The organism is Hymenobacter seoulensis (assembly GCF_054780535.1).
The window spans coordinates 1,060,168-1,074,298 of sequence record NZ_BAAGWD010000001.1; the positions used below are offsets into that span (position 1 = coordinate 1,060,168).

Consider the following 14,131-nt stretch of genomic DNA (forward strand, 5'->3'; position numbering starts at 1 on the left):
GGGCAGTATGTACCCACCGCGTACCCCGCATAGTGTATCGTTTTAGCTATTTCTTCTGCCCTGCTCCGCTATGAATGCCTTGCTTGTTGATGATTCTCGATTGGCCCGCACGGAGTTGCGCCACCTGCTGCAGGCGTTTCCGGAGGTAACCATTGTGGGCGAAGCGCGCCACGCCGACGAGGCCCGCACCCAACTTCGGGAGTTGCAGCCCGACCTGCTGTTTCTGGACATTCATATGCCCGGCGAAACGGGGTTTGAGCTGCTGGCCTCCCTAGTAGATGCACCGCACGTCATCTTCACGACTGCCTACGATGAATATGCGTTGCGTGCATTTGAGGTAAATGCCCTGGATTATCTGCTGAAGCCCATTCAGGAAAACCGGCTGGCCCCCGCCCTGCAGAAAGCCTACGCCAAGCACGCGGCAGCCGTACCGGCCCTAGCCCCTGCCCTGGTCCCAACCCTGCCCGAAGAGCCCGCGCCGGCCCCGCTCACGGAACACGACCAGGTGTTTGTGAAAGACGGGGAGCGGTGCTGGTTTGTGCGCCTCTCCGACATTCGCCTGTTTGAAATTAATGGCAGCTATACCCAGATTTATTTCGAGCAGCACCGCCCCCTTATTCCGCGCACTTTGCAGCACCTGGAGCAACGCCTCGACGCTAGGGTATTTTTCCGGGCCAACCGCCAGCAAATCATCAACCTGAAATGGGTAGAAAGCATTGAGCCCTGGTTTAGCAATACGCTTAAAATCCGGCTGCGCGGCGGGCCTGAGGTAGAGGTTTCGCGTCAGCAATCGGTGCGGTTTCGGGAAATGTTGAGCTTGTAGCAAGCCTGTGCGCAAGGCCAGATTATTGACCGGTTGCTGTATCCTTTTTAAGCAAACCAGAGTACATGGGGCAGATACTGAGCTCTCAGTCAGAGTCTTTCTTTCCCTCTTGCTTTCTCTCCCATGAAAACGATACTACTTTATTCAGCCCTGGCTTTCCTGTTAGTTGGCACTTCCTGCTCGAGCGGCGACAAGGCCATGGAAAAAACCAACCGCTACGGCAACGTTTCGATGGACCGCCAAAAGCGAACGAACGACAAATCTAGGTTCAAGCAAACCCGCGGCCCCATTGGCCTGGGCCTTGATGTGAATGCCAACAACCCCTACAAGTTCCGGACGGTGGCCTCGCCTAAAAAGTACAAGTACAGCAAAGGCGGCCGGTAATCGGGTCCATGTTATAAAAAAAGCCCGCGCAGCGTAAGCTGTGCGGGCTTTTTTTATAACATGGACCCGATTACCCAATATTTACCTATAGAATAACAGATCAAAAAGTAATTGAAGTAACGTAACCACGATAAGTATAGTCCCAAATACTACCAATCCAAGGCCAATAAGGTCATGTATTGCAATACCTAACGCAACCGCTCCGAGCCCAATGAGCACCCGAATAATTGCGTCTGATGCTCTGGTAGCTGGGCGGCTTACCTGGGCAGTGTCGGAGTGGCGGGCGCGCACGGTAACGCCTGGCGCGGGTGCTTTTCGGCAAGTTGGTAGCCGCTGCAGAGCGGTAGTAAAGCGAGGCGCTAGCCCAGAAACGGCTGCTACCAACGGCTTGACAGTTCTCCGGGGCCTAGGCCTATTTTTTACAATAACCGCTTGTCTTCTAGCTGCCTGAGTTAGCGTATCAGCCTTTATTGAAACTACTTCGGGTGCTACTGCTGCTGTTGGCACGGGCGCTGTAAGCGCTGTCGGTTTTGCCAGGAAAGCGTAGTGCGGACGGCTGCACGAGCCAAACAAAGTGGCCAGCACACTCCACGAAATCAGCAGCAACAGGTTTCTCATGGCCGGAAAGGAAACAGCACCACAGGCGCCAGGCCACAAGCTTACACTCTTACTGTGGCAACCGCTACTCCAAAATCCGCTCCTTTCCGAGTTTTCAGGCAGATAGTTTACTACCTATCCATTTTGCTATAAGGCAGTTACTCGTCATAAAAAGGACTTCCTAGCTCTACATCACCTGGATCGGGACCTCGCAACTTGAAACCGTTGGCTTCTCTGGCAGCCCAAGTCGGGTGGGTTTAGATCCTTTCTCAGCCTAGTGTGCTTACTGGCCAGCAAAAAACCCTTCCTGCCTTGTGTTCACGGCTCGGTTTTGCCCTCCACCAAGCCTAGTAAATCAGCCTCTTCTCCGCATTCTGTCGTGATGATTTTTCGGGAAAGAGGCTCAAAGGGTCTAGTCGGGCTGCATCGTCACGGCTGCGTCACCAGTAGCCGGGTAGTTGGCGCTGCCTGAGAATGGCTTAGCTCGCAAAAAATAGTGGTAGCGCCTTGAGAAAATTAGTGAAAAAGCACGGAACAACGCTTCGTAGGCTGCTGTAGTATGGCTAGATTTACAGAAACGGTCCTACCCCATATTTCTGCTAACCGCTGCTGGTTTCGTCTTCTTGAAAGGCTAGTCAGCAGGTTGTTAGCCGGACTGTTGCTCTGCTTTCGCACCCTCCCCCCACCCGCTTTATTTTCTGGAATGCTGCTACCTCTACGTGTATCTTTTGGCCGTTTTTCTGGGCTAGCGCTTGCGTGCCTGGTGCTGCTTCTGGCCGGCGCTCATTCTGGTTTTGGGCAGCAGCAACCACTACCCCCAGCGCCGTCCAAAACCGTGGTGGGCGGTCGGCTGGTGTACAAGCTGAAAGCGGCACCTACGGCCGGCCGCTCGGCCTCCAGCCTTACTGGCGTGGCCGTGCTCGATGGTGTGCTAGGGCGCCTGGGAGTGCAGGCTGTTCAACCCAAGTTTGCGCATAGTCGCTCCTCCAGTAAGCCCGGAGCAGTTGACCTGGGGTTGATATATCAGGTGCAGCTTGCCAGCTCTACTCAGTCGGTGGCGGCGGCTTGCCAGGCCCTACGCAAAACCGGCCTCGTGGAGTATGCCGAGCCCTTGTACAGCTACCCGCCGCTGCAACAGCCCAACGACCCATTGGCCGACTCCACCCGCAGCAATGGCCAGTACCATCTGAAAAACATTCGGGCGTACCGGGCCTGGGACGTAACGCAAGGCGACACCAGCATCACCATCGGCATTGTGGATGGCGGCACGCGCGTCACACACGAAGACCTGACTTCTCAGATTCAGGTGAACCGCCAAGACCCAATTGACGGCATCGACAACGACAACGACGGCTACATAGACAACTACTACGGCTGGGATTTTGCTGATAACGACAATGACCCCTCGCGCGACCCCAGCAGCGTGCATGGCATTCTGGTGGCCGGGTGTGCCGCCGCCGCTACCAACAACGGTAAGGGCGTGGCCGGTGTGGGCTACAAGTGCCGGTTTATGCCACTGAAGATTTACCCCAGCACGCCCTCCGGTACGTTTGGCGGCTACGAGGCCATTGTGTACGCGGCTGATCATGGCTGCAAAATCATCAACCTATCCTGGGGTGGCGTAGGCGCCCGCTCGCAGTATGAGCAGGACGTTATTACCTACGCCGCCGTAAACCGTGATGCCGTGGTAGTAGCGGCGGCTGGCAATACTGGCGCCGACCTCGACTTTTACCCCGCCAGCTACGACCATGTTCTGTCCGTGGCCACCGTTACCCGCACCGATGAGCGCAGCGCCAATGCTACTTATAGCCGCCGCGTTGACTTGTCGGCGCCCGGTGTCCAGATCCTGACGGTGTATGGCGATACCGACAAGGACTATGTAGCGGTAGGAGGCTCATCGTTTGCCTCTCCCCTAGTTGCTGGTGCTGCTGCGTTGGTGCGCACGCGCTTCCCCCGCTTCACGGCGGCCCAGGTGGCGGCCCAGCTGCGGCGCACTACCGATAACATTGATGCCTTACCGGGCAACACCGGCTACGTGGGCCGCATCGGCTCGGGACGCCTGAACGTGCTGCGGGCCGTAACGGAGGCCCAGCACTCGGCCAGGGTAGTAGGCCGCACCTACCTGCCCTCCCGCGACGCCTATGCCGCCGGCGACGCCATACGCCTAGCCATAACGGTGCAAAACCTGCTCGAGCCCCTTCCTAACCTTACTGTAACGCTTACCTCGCTTTCGCCCTACCTAGAGGTTCGGCAAGCAGAGTTTGGCGTAGGCCCATTGGCTACCCTAGAGCGGCGCACTAACTCGGCCGTGCCTTTCTTGCTGAAAGTAGCCGCCAATGCCCCTCTTAACACCCGCGCCGTGGTGCGCTACCATCTGCAGGATGCCGCCACAGGTTACCAAGAAGACCAGTACGAAACCCTGACTATAAACCCCGATTACGTACTGCTCAATGCCAATGACCTGGCCCTTACGCTTACTAGTCGCGGCAATGTTGGCTACGACGGGCTAGGCTCGGAGTTTGGGGAAAGTGTGACGTACCGTGGAAGCGGGCCGCTGGTAGCCGAAGGCGGCCTATTAGTGGCAACTCCTACCCCTAGCCCCCGGGTATCGGACAACGTGCGCAACGACAACCAAGGGGCTGACCATGATTTCTATTCGCAGACGCGCACCGCCCTTCTGGCACAGCCCCTGCGCGCCGACCAGGAGGCGTATGGCGTACTTCGTGACTCACTGCCAGCACTTACCAAAGGCCGCTCCGTTGGCGTCCGGATACGGCAGCGGGCCTATGCCTGGGCCGCTGACCCGCACCGCGACTACGTGATTCTGGAATACCAACTCACCAACCTCACGCCCGATACCTTGAAGCCGTTGCATGCCGGCCTGTACATGGATTGGGACTTGCCCGAAGAGTACAGCCGCAACGTGGCAGACTGGGACTCGGTACGCCGCCTGGGCTACGTGTATAGCCCACTCGACCGGCAGCTCTATACTGGTGTGCGACACTTAAGTGGTGGACAAGCTACCGTGTATTCGATAAATAACGGTGCTTCCTCGGGCACGGGGGTGCGCCTGGCCGATGGCTTTAATACCACCGAAAAATTGCTCACGCTCAGCAACGGCACCCGCCAGCGCACAGCAGGCTTACCTGCCGGCGCTGATGTGTCGCAGGTTGTTGGGGCCACGTTGCCTTTCCTTGCTCCCTCCGACTCCGTAGTGGTGGCTTTTGCTGTGCTGGCCGCGCCTAGCCTGCCGGAGTTGCAGCGCGCTGCTGATGCTGCCGCGGGCCGCTACCAGCAGGTGCTGCCAGTACGCGGAGTGCAGTTGGCCGGAGTTGCTGTGTATCCTAACCCTACAACCGGGCGCCTACAGGTGGAGCTGCCCATGGGGCCGGCTACCGTTCAGGTTCTATCAGCTGTAGGCCAAGTGCTGGTGTCGCGCACGGCCGCTGGCAAAGGCCATGTCTCGCTAGATTTGAGCACCTACCCAGCGGGTATGTATCTGGTACAAATCCGCACGGCTCAGGGCAACTTCACGCAACGCATAGTACGCTATTAGGCAGTTCTCTAGGCTGCTTAACGGAGTGAACCTCTAAAAATAGGTAAGGAGCTTTGCTGGGTTTCTGGCTATACTTTCGTTTAAAATCAGCCCTTGTTTTTTGCTAACATTTTTAGCAATCAAGCGGATCAGTCGCTAATCTGTTGTTATACAAAGCGTAAGCATTATTTGGATTTAGTTCCACTAGAACAAACTTTTCAGCGGTTTGTTCTTTATTTATTGCTATTGCCAAAGACACAGAAATATCTAACAGGATTAGCTTTTCCTCAGTTATATTCTTATCTTTGGATATGTCGAAAGTAAAGCTTCCTGTTCCGCTTCCTGTGCAGCAGTTCGCCCGCTGCGTTGATGCTAGCCGTCGCCCCGCCGACCACATTGGAGACTGGCCCGCTGCCGGGCAGGTGTACCCCATTCAGATGCGCCGCAATGCCCAGACTGGGGAGTTGCAGGTGCATGTACTGGGTTTCTATGCCGAGCGGCCCTACGGTGCCTTCGCACGCCATCGGTTCGAGCCAGTAGCCAGCGTGTGGCTTAACTAGCACCATTTCTTCTTTCCACCCCCTACCCCGGCTGTTGCTGCATGTGCAGAACAGGCCGGGTTTCTTTTTGTCTGATTTTGGGGTTTGAGGTGCTCTGCTACCTAGAGGCTAGCGGGTAACCCGGGTAGTTTCATCAGCGGCTTTCCCTATTTCTTGAGCGGGCGTTATGGCCTCCCCAAAAATTGGCTGGTCGCTGAGGTTATAGATTTCCTGGATGTCGTGCAGGATGTGCTCAAAGTCCAGCTTCAGGTCTTTTAACAGGCCAGTCTTGAGGTCGAAAACCCAGCCATGCACTGTTGGGAAGCCTCCTTTCACGTAGTGCTGCTGCACCACAGCCGTTTTGATAACATTTACGCATTGCTCTTGCACGTTCAGCTCCACTAGCCGGTCGTAGCGCGCATCTACGTCCTCAATGGCGTCCAGTTCGGCATGGTGCAAGCGGTACACGTCGCGGATGTTGCGCAGCCAGGGGTTCATAATCCCGAGGTCTTTGGCTTGCATGGCCGCTTTCACGCCCCCGCAGCCATAGTGCCCGCACACTACAATGTGCTTTACCTGCAAATGATGCACGGCGTACTCAATTACTGACATGGCGTTCAGGTCAATGTTATTAACCAGGTTGGCAATGTTGCGGTGCACGAATACCTCGCCCGGTGCTACGCCCATCAGCTCCTCAGCCGTTACGCGCGAGTCGCTGCAGCCAATGTAGAGGTAATCGGGGTTTTGATTGGTGGCCAGGCGCTGGAAGAAGTTGGCATTGGTAGCGGTGTGCTGCGCTACCCACTGGCGGTTGTTTTCGAAGATGGCATCATATGTCGTCATGCTCCTCCATACGCACAAGTTGCGTTCAGGGTGCGTGCTAGCTCATTTTCTGACTTCAACCCCCTATTCTGCCCTAGCGATACTGCCAGAAAATACCGAATTCAAATGGCGTCCAGAGGGCGGCTTTCTGCCCGGCCACTTTCAACCCTTCGTTTGCCCAGGAATTGCAAGTATAGAAGAGGTTATAGGTGCGCTTGGCTTCATAAAACGCATCGTGCTGCCCGTAGCTATGACCCTGAATGTGCTGGGAGCTGCCCTGGGCATCGTAATCGAAGCTGTTTTTGATAAACGCAATCAGGCGGGCATACTCCGCGCGGGTCAGCAGCACCCGCACGCAGTCGGGGCCTTCCTGGGGCTGGTGGTGGAAAGTGGCGTGCATGGCCGTGGTGCTAAGCCAGAACATAGCCTTCACGGCCGTGCTGGGCTTCAGTTCGGCCCAGGTAGGCGTGTTCAGGTAAAAGCCCTTGTCGCCCCAGCCAAAACCGATGTAGTCGCGGCTGGTGTCCATGGCGGGGGTAGCCGTGTAGGGAACTAGCTGGGTCCAGTCCATCTGGTCGGTTCGCACGGGCACTACAATATCGGTGTGCACGCCGTTGGACAGGATGTAGGTTTCAATTGTGCCGGTTTCTGGCGAGTTCTGGCGCCCCACTGGTATGGCCGAAAGCCCCACGGAGCCCACCAAATACAACGCCACCGCGCCTACCACGCCGCCACCCACCCAGGCGGCTCCTTTTGCTACTTTCCGAAGCACTCCGGCCATTACTGCTTAATCAGAAGTTGAAATCAGGCTCCTCTTACGCAGCCCATTGAAAAAAGCCGAGGTTTGAGCCGGCCGCTACCCTAGGGCTGGTAGAGCAGATTTTCCGGGACGCAAGCAAGGCAATATCTTTGAGCTTCACCTTTGATGCCCCATGAGCCAGCCCAACGACCTAGTATACAGCATTCCGGCCCCATACCGCCGCATGGAAAACATGCACATCTTGTTCTGGCTGCTCAAAGATATTGGGTGGTGCATGGTCTGGAAACCACTGGGCATCCTGATGATTTTCCCGACGCTGCTCATTGCCGTGCTCATCACTTGGCGCACGCGCGACATCAAGGCAGAGCTGGCGCACAACCTGGCCATCGTGTTCTGGATTTCGGCTAACTCCTACTGGATGGTCAGCGAGTTTGTAGGGTTTGATGAAGTGCGCATCTGGGGTGAGCTGACCGGCAAACACCTGGCCCTGTTGCCCTTCCTCACGGGCCTAGTGATTCTGCTGTATTACTACCTCGTGCTAAAGCCGCAAGAGGCACAACCGGAGCAGGTGGCCACGCTCTAGTTTCAGGCTAGCGGGTTTCTATTGCAGGATGAAATTTCAGCAGTAGTAGTAGTAGTAGCAGCTGCGGCCGGTGACTGCTCCGTATTTTTCCGTTTCCATCCAATCAGCAACACGCCTATCACTACCAGTACGGTTCCAATAATCTGCGCCACGAATATCTTCTCCCCAAGGATATAGTGCGCCTGCACAATAGTGGACACTGGCCCAATGCCGCTGATAATGGCTACGTTATTCGAGCCAATCTTTTTCATTCCCTGTGATATCAGGAAAGATGGCAGCACGGTAGCCAGAATAGCCAGTAGCAGCCCATACACCCACATACCCTGCCCTAGCTCAACCTTTTGCAGCGAATGGGTTAGCAGGAAATGAATGAAGACACCGAACGTAGCCGCTAACATGGCATAGGCCGTGAATTTATTAGCCCCTACGCGCGGAATTATCCGGCCACTTCCCACGATGTACACGGAGTAGGTAACGGCGCACATAAACACAAGCACGCTGCCCAAGTAAAAGTTAGGGTTGCTGGAGTCAATAGATAGCTCTCCTGCGTAAGCCAACCCAATACCGACATAGGTAAGCAACAACGCTAGTTGCTGAATTCTGGAAATGCGCTGCTTAAAGAAATACGCATTGATAAACACGGCAAAGCTGGGGTACAGAAACAGAATCAGGCGCTCCAAGCCTGCCGAGATATACTGCAGGCCAATAAAGTCAAACAGGCTGCTTACGTAATATCCCAGCAAGCCAATACCGCTCACCAGCAGCCACTCCCGGCCGGTCATCCGAACGTTGTCTTTCTGTGTGCTCACCAGAAACGCCGCCGCCAAATAAAAGGGCAATGAAAACACCATTCTCAGCGCCAGCAGCGTCACGGCATCAGCATGCGTGTGGCCGAAAGCCAGCTTTACAATGATGGCTTTAGTTGAGAAGAGTACGGCTCCTAGTAACGTAATCAGGAAGCCAATAACAGAAACAGCGTGTTTGGGAGAGGACATGTACTTCACTAGATAAAGAAACTTCTTGCAGCTAGGACGCAACCAGCTTAACTCACTGCAACTAGTATTCCGGAGGCCGACAAACCGTCAACTCCTAGAGAGGTTTGGATTGCCTTTGGTACATATAAGTCTGGAACTGCAAACGGCTCAGCTTATGGTATTGAATTGAGTAGTATCAGAAAACACAACGGCCGCTCCCTGCAAAGGAAGCGGCCGTTTTACTAGGTAGTTTCTAAAGCGAAACTATTTCTGCGACAGCTGCGCCTGGCCCGACTCTTTCAAGCGAATCAGGTTCAGGGCCGAGCCGGCTTTAAACCACTCAATCTGACCTTCATTGTAGGTATGGTTTACCGTGATGAGGTCGGTGTCGCCATCGGCGTGGTGCAGGCGCACCTGCAGGGGCTGGCCGGGAGCAAACGTGGTCAGACCGAGGATGTCGATGGTGTCGTCCTCCTCAATCAGATCGTAGTCGGCTTTGTTGGCGAAGGTGAGAGCAAGCATGCCCTGCTTCTTCAGGTTGGTTTCGTGGATACGAGCGAATGACTTCACTAGCACGGCACGCACGCCCAAGTGGCGGGGCTCCATAGCGGCGTGCTCACGCGACGAACCTTCTCCGTAGTTCTCATCACCTACTACCACCGAGCCAATGCCCTGAGCTTTGTAGTTACGAGCAACCTGCGGCACCGGCGAGTACGGCGTACCCTGGGTGAGGGCATCCTTCACGGCATTGGCTTCGCCATTGAAGGCGTTAGTCGCCCCAATGAGCATGTTGTTCGAGATGTTGTCGAGGTGGCCACGGTATTTCAACCACGGGCCGGCCATCGAGATATGGTCGGTGGTGCACTTGCCCTGCGCCTTGATGAGCAGACGCAACCCTTTCAGGTCAACGCCTTCCCACGGCTTGAAGGGGTCGAGCAGCTGCAGACGGTCCGAAGCTACGTCAACCAGTACTTGCACGCCCGAGCCATCGGCAGCGGGAGCCTGGTAACCAGCGTCCTCTACGGCAAAGCCGCGGGGAGGCAATTCAATACCCTGAGGCTCATCGAACTTCACCTGCTGGCCGTCTTTGGTAGTCAGCGTGTCAACCAGAGGGTTGAAAGTTAGGTCGCCAGCAATAGCGAAAGCCGTCACGATTTCGGGCGAGGCCACGAAAGCATGCGTGTTCGGGTTGCCGTCGTTACGCTTAGCGAAGTTACGGTTGAACGAGGTGATGATGGAGTTCGGACGTTTCATATCGTCCATGTGGCGAGCCCACTGCCCGATGCACGGACCGCAAGCGTTTGCCAGTACTACCCCACCCATCTGAGCGAAGGTGTCGAGCAAACCATCACGCTCTACAGTGTAGCGCACCAGTTCCGAGCCGGGCGTTACAGTGTACTCCGCCTGTACCGTCAGGCCTTTGTCGGCCGCTTGCTTGGCAATGGAGGCAGCGCGGGTAATGTCTTCGTAAGAAGAGTTGGTGCACGAGCCAATGAGGCCAACTTCCAGCTTAGCAGGCCAGTTGTGCTCCCGTACGGCAGCCGCAAACTCCGAAATAGGCCACGCAGCGTCCGGCGTGAACGGACCGTTCACGTAAGGCTCCAGGGTGCTCAGGTCAATTTCGATGAGCTGGTCGTAGAAGTTTGCAGGGTTCGCGTACACCTCGTCGTCGGCGCGCAGGTTAGCCGCAACGGCGGCAGCAGCGTCGGCAATTTCGGCCCGGCCCGTGCCGCGCAGATAGTCGCCCATCTTCTCGTCGTAGCTGAACACCGAGGTGGTAGCCCCAATTTCAGCGCCCATGTTGCAGATGGTGCCTTTGCCGGTAGCCGACAGGTTTTCAGCACCTTCACCGAAGTACTCAACAATAGCACCGGTACCGCCTTTTACGGTCAGGATACCAGCTACTTTCAGAATTACGTCTTTCGCCGAAGTCCAGCCCGAGAGCTTACCCGTCAGCTTCACACCAATCACTTTAGGAAACTTCAGCTCCCACGCCATGCCCGACATTACGTCAACGGCATCGGCGCCACCCACACCAATGGCAATCATGCCAAGGCCGCCGGCGTTCGGCGTGTGCGAGTCTGTACCGATCATCATGCCGCCGGGGAAGGCGTAGTTCTCGAGTACTACTTGGTGAATGATACCAGCACCGGGCTTCCAGAAGCCGATGCCGTATTTATTGGAAACAGAAGCTAGGAAGTCATACACCTCCTTGTTTTCGGAGTTAGCAATGGCCAAATCCTGATCGGCACCTTCTTTGGCCTGAATCAGGTGGTCGCAATGCACGGTGCTTGGTACTGCAACCTGAGGTTTGCCAGCCTGCATAAACTGGAGCAGCGCCATTTGGGCGGTAGCATCCTGCATGGCTACACGGTCGGGAGCGAAATCGACGTAGGAAACGCCCCGCTCAAACGCCTGCGAAACAGTGCCGCCGTACAAGTGAGCGTACAGGATTTTTTCAGTCAGGGTAAGCGGGCGGCCAACGGCGGTACGGGCGGCTTCAATGCGAGAGCCCATGCCAGCGTACACGGCCTTGATCATTTCTAAGTCAAACGCCATAATGCGAAATGGAAAAAGTGGAGAGAACGTACCTATTATTAGTAGGTACGCAAATATAGTTGTCGGTCGTTGCGCCGCCTAAATTTTCGGGCCTATACCAGCCCTGCAGGCCTGATTTAGAATCATTCCAAAAGTGCTGCGTGGATAGGCGCGGGCCAATTAGCCGGCTAGGTCTGTCTTCGCGGCCCTGTGTATTAAACTATCATCGGCCCTCCGTAGTTTAGCCGCGAACTAACCTTCTAACTTTTTTCCAATGCCCGTAGCCTTCTCTTTTCGCAAGGCCATAGCCGGGGCCGGACTCGCGCTGGCCGCGGTGGCCTGTCAGTCCAATTCGACCTCTTCTGAAAATCAAGCCGCCACCTCCGAGGGCGCCACGACGGGCGCTACTGCCCTTACGGCCGGAACCTGGCGCGGCGTACTAGCGGCCCAAGGCCAGCAAATTCCCTTCCTGTTTGATGTTGCCACCGAGGGCGGCAAGCCTACCGTAACGCTGCGCAACGGCGAGGAGCGTCTGAAGCTCGACGAAATATTCACCGCCGGCGACTCCACAACCATCCGCCTCGGCGTGTTTGATGCTGCCCTGGTAGTGCGCGCCGATGGCGCTGATAAGCTGAAAGGCACCTGGGTGAAGTACGATGGCAAAGAGCCGTACCGCGTGGCCTTTTCGGCTACTAAGGGGGAGCAGCCTTTATTCAATGATGAAGACGGTGACGGGAAAAAGTTTATTCCTCAGATAACTGGACTTGAAAAGGGCTCGACTTACAAGGTTACTTTCACTGATGATGAAGGCAAATCTTACCCTGCGGTCGGTGTGTTTGAATACGCTGATAATCAAGCAAAAGGCACCTTCCTCACCACGACCGGCGACTACAGGTATTTGGCAGGAAGCATTGTTGAGAGAAAAGGCGGACCGCACATGCTCTTGTCAACATTCGATGGCAGCCACGCCTTTCTCTTTGATGCTGTTGATGTTAAAAACGGTTTCTCTGAGATGAAAGGCGACTTCTACAGCGGCAAATCGGGCCACGAGACCTGGACGGCTACCCTCGACCCGAAGGCAAAGCTGCCCGATGCCAACGCCCTTACTGGAATGAAGCCTGGCCAGAAAAAGCTCGACTTCAAATTCCCGAGCATTTATGAAGGCGGCAGCATCTCCCCTTCCGACCCCAAGTACAAAGGCAAGGTAGTGGTAGTACAGCTGCTCGGCTCGTGGTGCCCCAACTGCATGGACGAAACCAACTTCCTGGCCCCCTGGTACGAGAAAAATAAAGGCCGCGGTGTTGAAATCATTGGCCTGGGCTATGAGCGCACCGCCGACCAGAAGGTAGCTTCGCAGAAGCTGCTGAAGATGAAGGAGCGCATGAATGTAGGGTACGACCTAGCCGTGGCCGGCGAGGCTAGCAAGGATGCGGCCAGCCAGTCGTTGCCGCAGGTGCAGAAGGTGCTGGCCTTCCCCACTACCCTCTTCCTCGATAAGAAAGGCGAAGTACGGAAGATTCATACTGGCTTCTCGGGCCCTGGCACCGGCAAGTACTACGAGCAGGAAGTAGCTGAATTCAACAAGACAATTGACCAGCTACTAGCCGAATAAAACCTTCAAACCAGATTTTGCGTCGCAGGCATCTGTGCTGCTTAAGTACTAAAAAGGCCCGCTTCTGATGAGAGGCGGGCCTTGTTAGTTTGTGCTATTCTCCTAGGGTACCTGTGGGCCTAAACCGTTCCAGCAGCACAATGGGCTCATCCCGGTACGTGCTCCGGTCGTACTCTTGGTAGCCTAGCTTGTGGGCCAGTCGCAGGGAGGGCTCGTTGTGAGGGTCGATGATGCAGACGGTGCGCGGATTGGGGAAGTGAGCGTCGCCCCACACGTGAATGGCCCGCACGGCCTGGCTGGCGTAACCGCGGCCATGCACGCGCGGATTCATCACCCAGCCCGCTTCTGGAAACCCATTGATGGCGGGAGACAGGTTGCGCATGATATCATAAAAGCCTACCGAGCCGATAAATTCGCCGGTAGCTTTTTCCTCAACGGCCCAGTAGCCGTAGCCCATCATGGCCCAGTGACCCTGGTGCGCCAAAATGCGCCGCCACACATCCTCCTCCTCCATAGGCTTGCCGCCCAGGTACTTATAGAACTCGGGTTGCTGACCCATCGCCACACACGGGGCTAGGTCGGTGAGGCGGTGGCCGCGCAGGAGCAGGTCGGTGGTTTCAAGTTGCGGCACCAGCAAATCGATGCCCGTGAGTTGGATGGGGAGTTGCAGCATGCCGGCAAGGTAGCAAAACCCGCTACCGCGTTGCATAGCACGCTTCATAAAGATGCGGCCCGCTGCTCCGGGCGCACTTCAAGCTATACTGAGGCCTAGTAAAGTGGCTTCAAGAGCTGGCCTGTACTATTGTTGAAAATCGAACGTCCCGCTGATACAGTAAAACGGGGTTTGAGTTACGGCATCAAGCTTTTGCCGACAGTTTCAGGTCGGGCGATAAAACGAGGCGATTGGTCGGCGTTTTGGGGTCGGTGCTAGAAACTGACCGGAGTTGGCGGAAATAGGGCACTG

The 14,131-nt window shown here is 55.9% G+C and carries 11 protein-coding genes; 6 read left to right on the top strand and 5 right to left on the bottom strand.

Going from position 1 to position 14,131, the window contains the following annotated elements:
- Positions 1–70: 70 nt before the first annotated feature.
- From ACYVHC_RS04570 to ACYVHC_RS04585, 4 genes are all read left to right on the top strand, one after another.
- The gene (locus ACYVHC_RS04570) at positions 71–823 is read left to right on the top strand and encodes a LytR/AlgR family response regulator transcription factor (protein ID WP_460612482.1); all 753 of its coding nucleotides are present in this window, start codon (positions 71–73) and stop codon (positions 821–823) included.
- A gap of 123 nt (positions 824–946) precedes the next feature.
- The gene (locus ACYVHC_RS04575; protein ID WP_460612483.1) at positions 947–1,207 is read left to right on the top strand and encodes a hypothetical protein; all 261 of its coding nucleotides are present in this window, start codon (positions 947–949) and stop codon (positions 1,205–1,207) included.
- Between the two features lie 1,300 nt (positions 1,208–2,507).
- Positions 2,508–5,360: a S8 family peptidase gene (locus ACYVHC_RS04580; RefSeq protein WP_460612484.1), complete on the top strand. Its 2,853-nt coding sequence runs from the start codon at positions 2,508–2,510 to the stop codon at positions 5,358–5,360.
- 290 nt (positions 5,361–5,650) lie between these two features.
- Entirely contained in the window at positions 5,651–5,899 is a 249-nt protein-coding gene (locus tag ACYVHC_RS04585; RefSeq protein WP_460612485.1) for a hypothetical protein, read from the top strand.
- 108 nt (positions 5,900–6,007) lie between these two features.
- Here the strand turns inward: ACYVHC_RS04585 and ACYVHC_RS04590 are convergent, their stop codons facing one another.
- Together ACYVHC_RS04590 and ACYVHC_RS04595 are read right to left on the bottom strand one after the other, a co-directional pair.
- Entirely contained in the window at positions 6,008–6,721 is a 714-nt protein-coding gene (locus ACYVHC_RS04590) for a carbonic anhydrase (protein WP_460612486.1), read from the bottom strand.
- 73 nt (positions 6,722–6,794) lie between these two features.
- On the bottom strand, positions 6,795–7,481 hold the full coding sequence (locus ACYVHC_RS04595; protein ID WP_460612487.1) for a DUF2459 domain-containing protein: 687 nt from the start codon (positions 7,479–7,481) through the stop codon (positions 6,795–6,797).
- 151 nt (positions 7,482–7,632) lie between these two features.
- Here ACYVHC_RS04595 and ACYVHC_RS04600 point away from each other — a divergent pair, with 151 nt between their 5' ends.
- A complete protein-coding gene (locus ACYVHC_RS04600; protein ID WP_460612488.1) occupies positions 7,633–8,043 on the top strand; it encodes a hypothetical protein in 411 nt (136 codons plus the stop codon).
- Positions 8,044–8,045: 2 nt separating this feature from the next.
- Here the strand turns inward: ACYVHC_RS04600 and ACYVHC_RS04605 are convergent, their stop codons facing one another.
- The gene (locus ACYVHC_RS04605; RefSeq protein WP_460612489.1) at positions 8,046–9,038 is read right to left on the bottom strand and encodes a DMT family transporter; all 993 of its coding nucleotides are present in this window, start codon (positions 9,036–9,038) and stop codon (positions 8,046–8,048) included.
- Between the two features lie 243 nt (positions 9,039–9,281).
- Complete coding sequence (locus ACYVHC_RS04610) at positions 9,282–11,576, bottom strand: aconitate hydratase (RefSeq protein ID WP_460612490.1); 2,295 nt, start codon at positions 11,574–11,576, stop codon at positions 9,282–9,284.
- 253 nt (positions 11,577–11,829) lie between these two features.
- Between ACYVHC_RS04610 and ACYVHC_RS04615 the strand changes: the two genes are divergently transcribed.
- Positions 11,830–13,167 (top strand): TlpA disulfide reductase family protein, encoded by a 1,338-nt coding sequence (locus ACYVHC_RS04615; RefSeq protein ID WP_460612491.1) that lies wholly within the window; start codon positions 11,830–11,832, stop codon positions 13,165–13,167.
- Between the two features lie 94 nt (positions 13,168–13,261).
- Here the strand turns inward: ACYVHC_RS04615 and ACYVHC_RS04620 are convergent, their stop codons facing one another.
- Positions 13,262–13,840, bottom strand: coding sequence for a GNAT family N-acetyltransferase (locus ACYVHC_RS04620; RefSeq protein ID WP_460612492.1), 579 nt, complete (start codon positions 13,838–13,840; stop codon positions 13,262–13,264).
- Between the last annotated feature and the right edge of the window lie 291 nt (positions 13,841–14,131).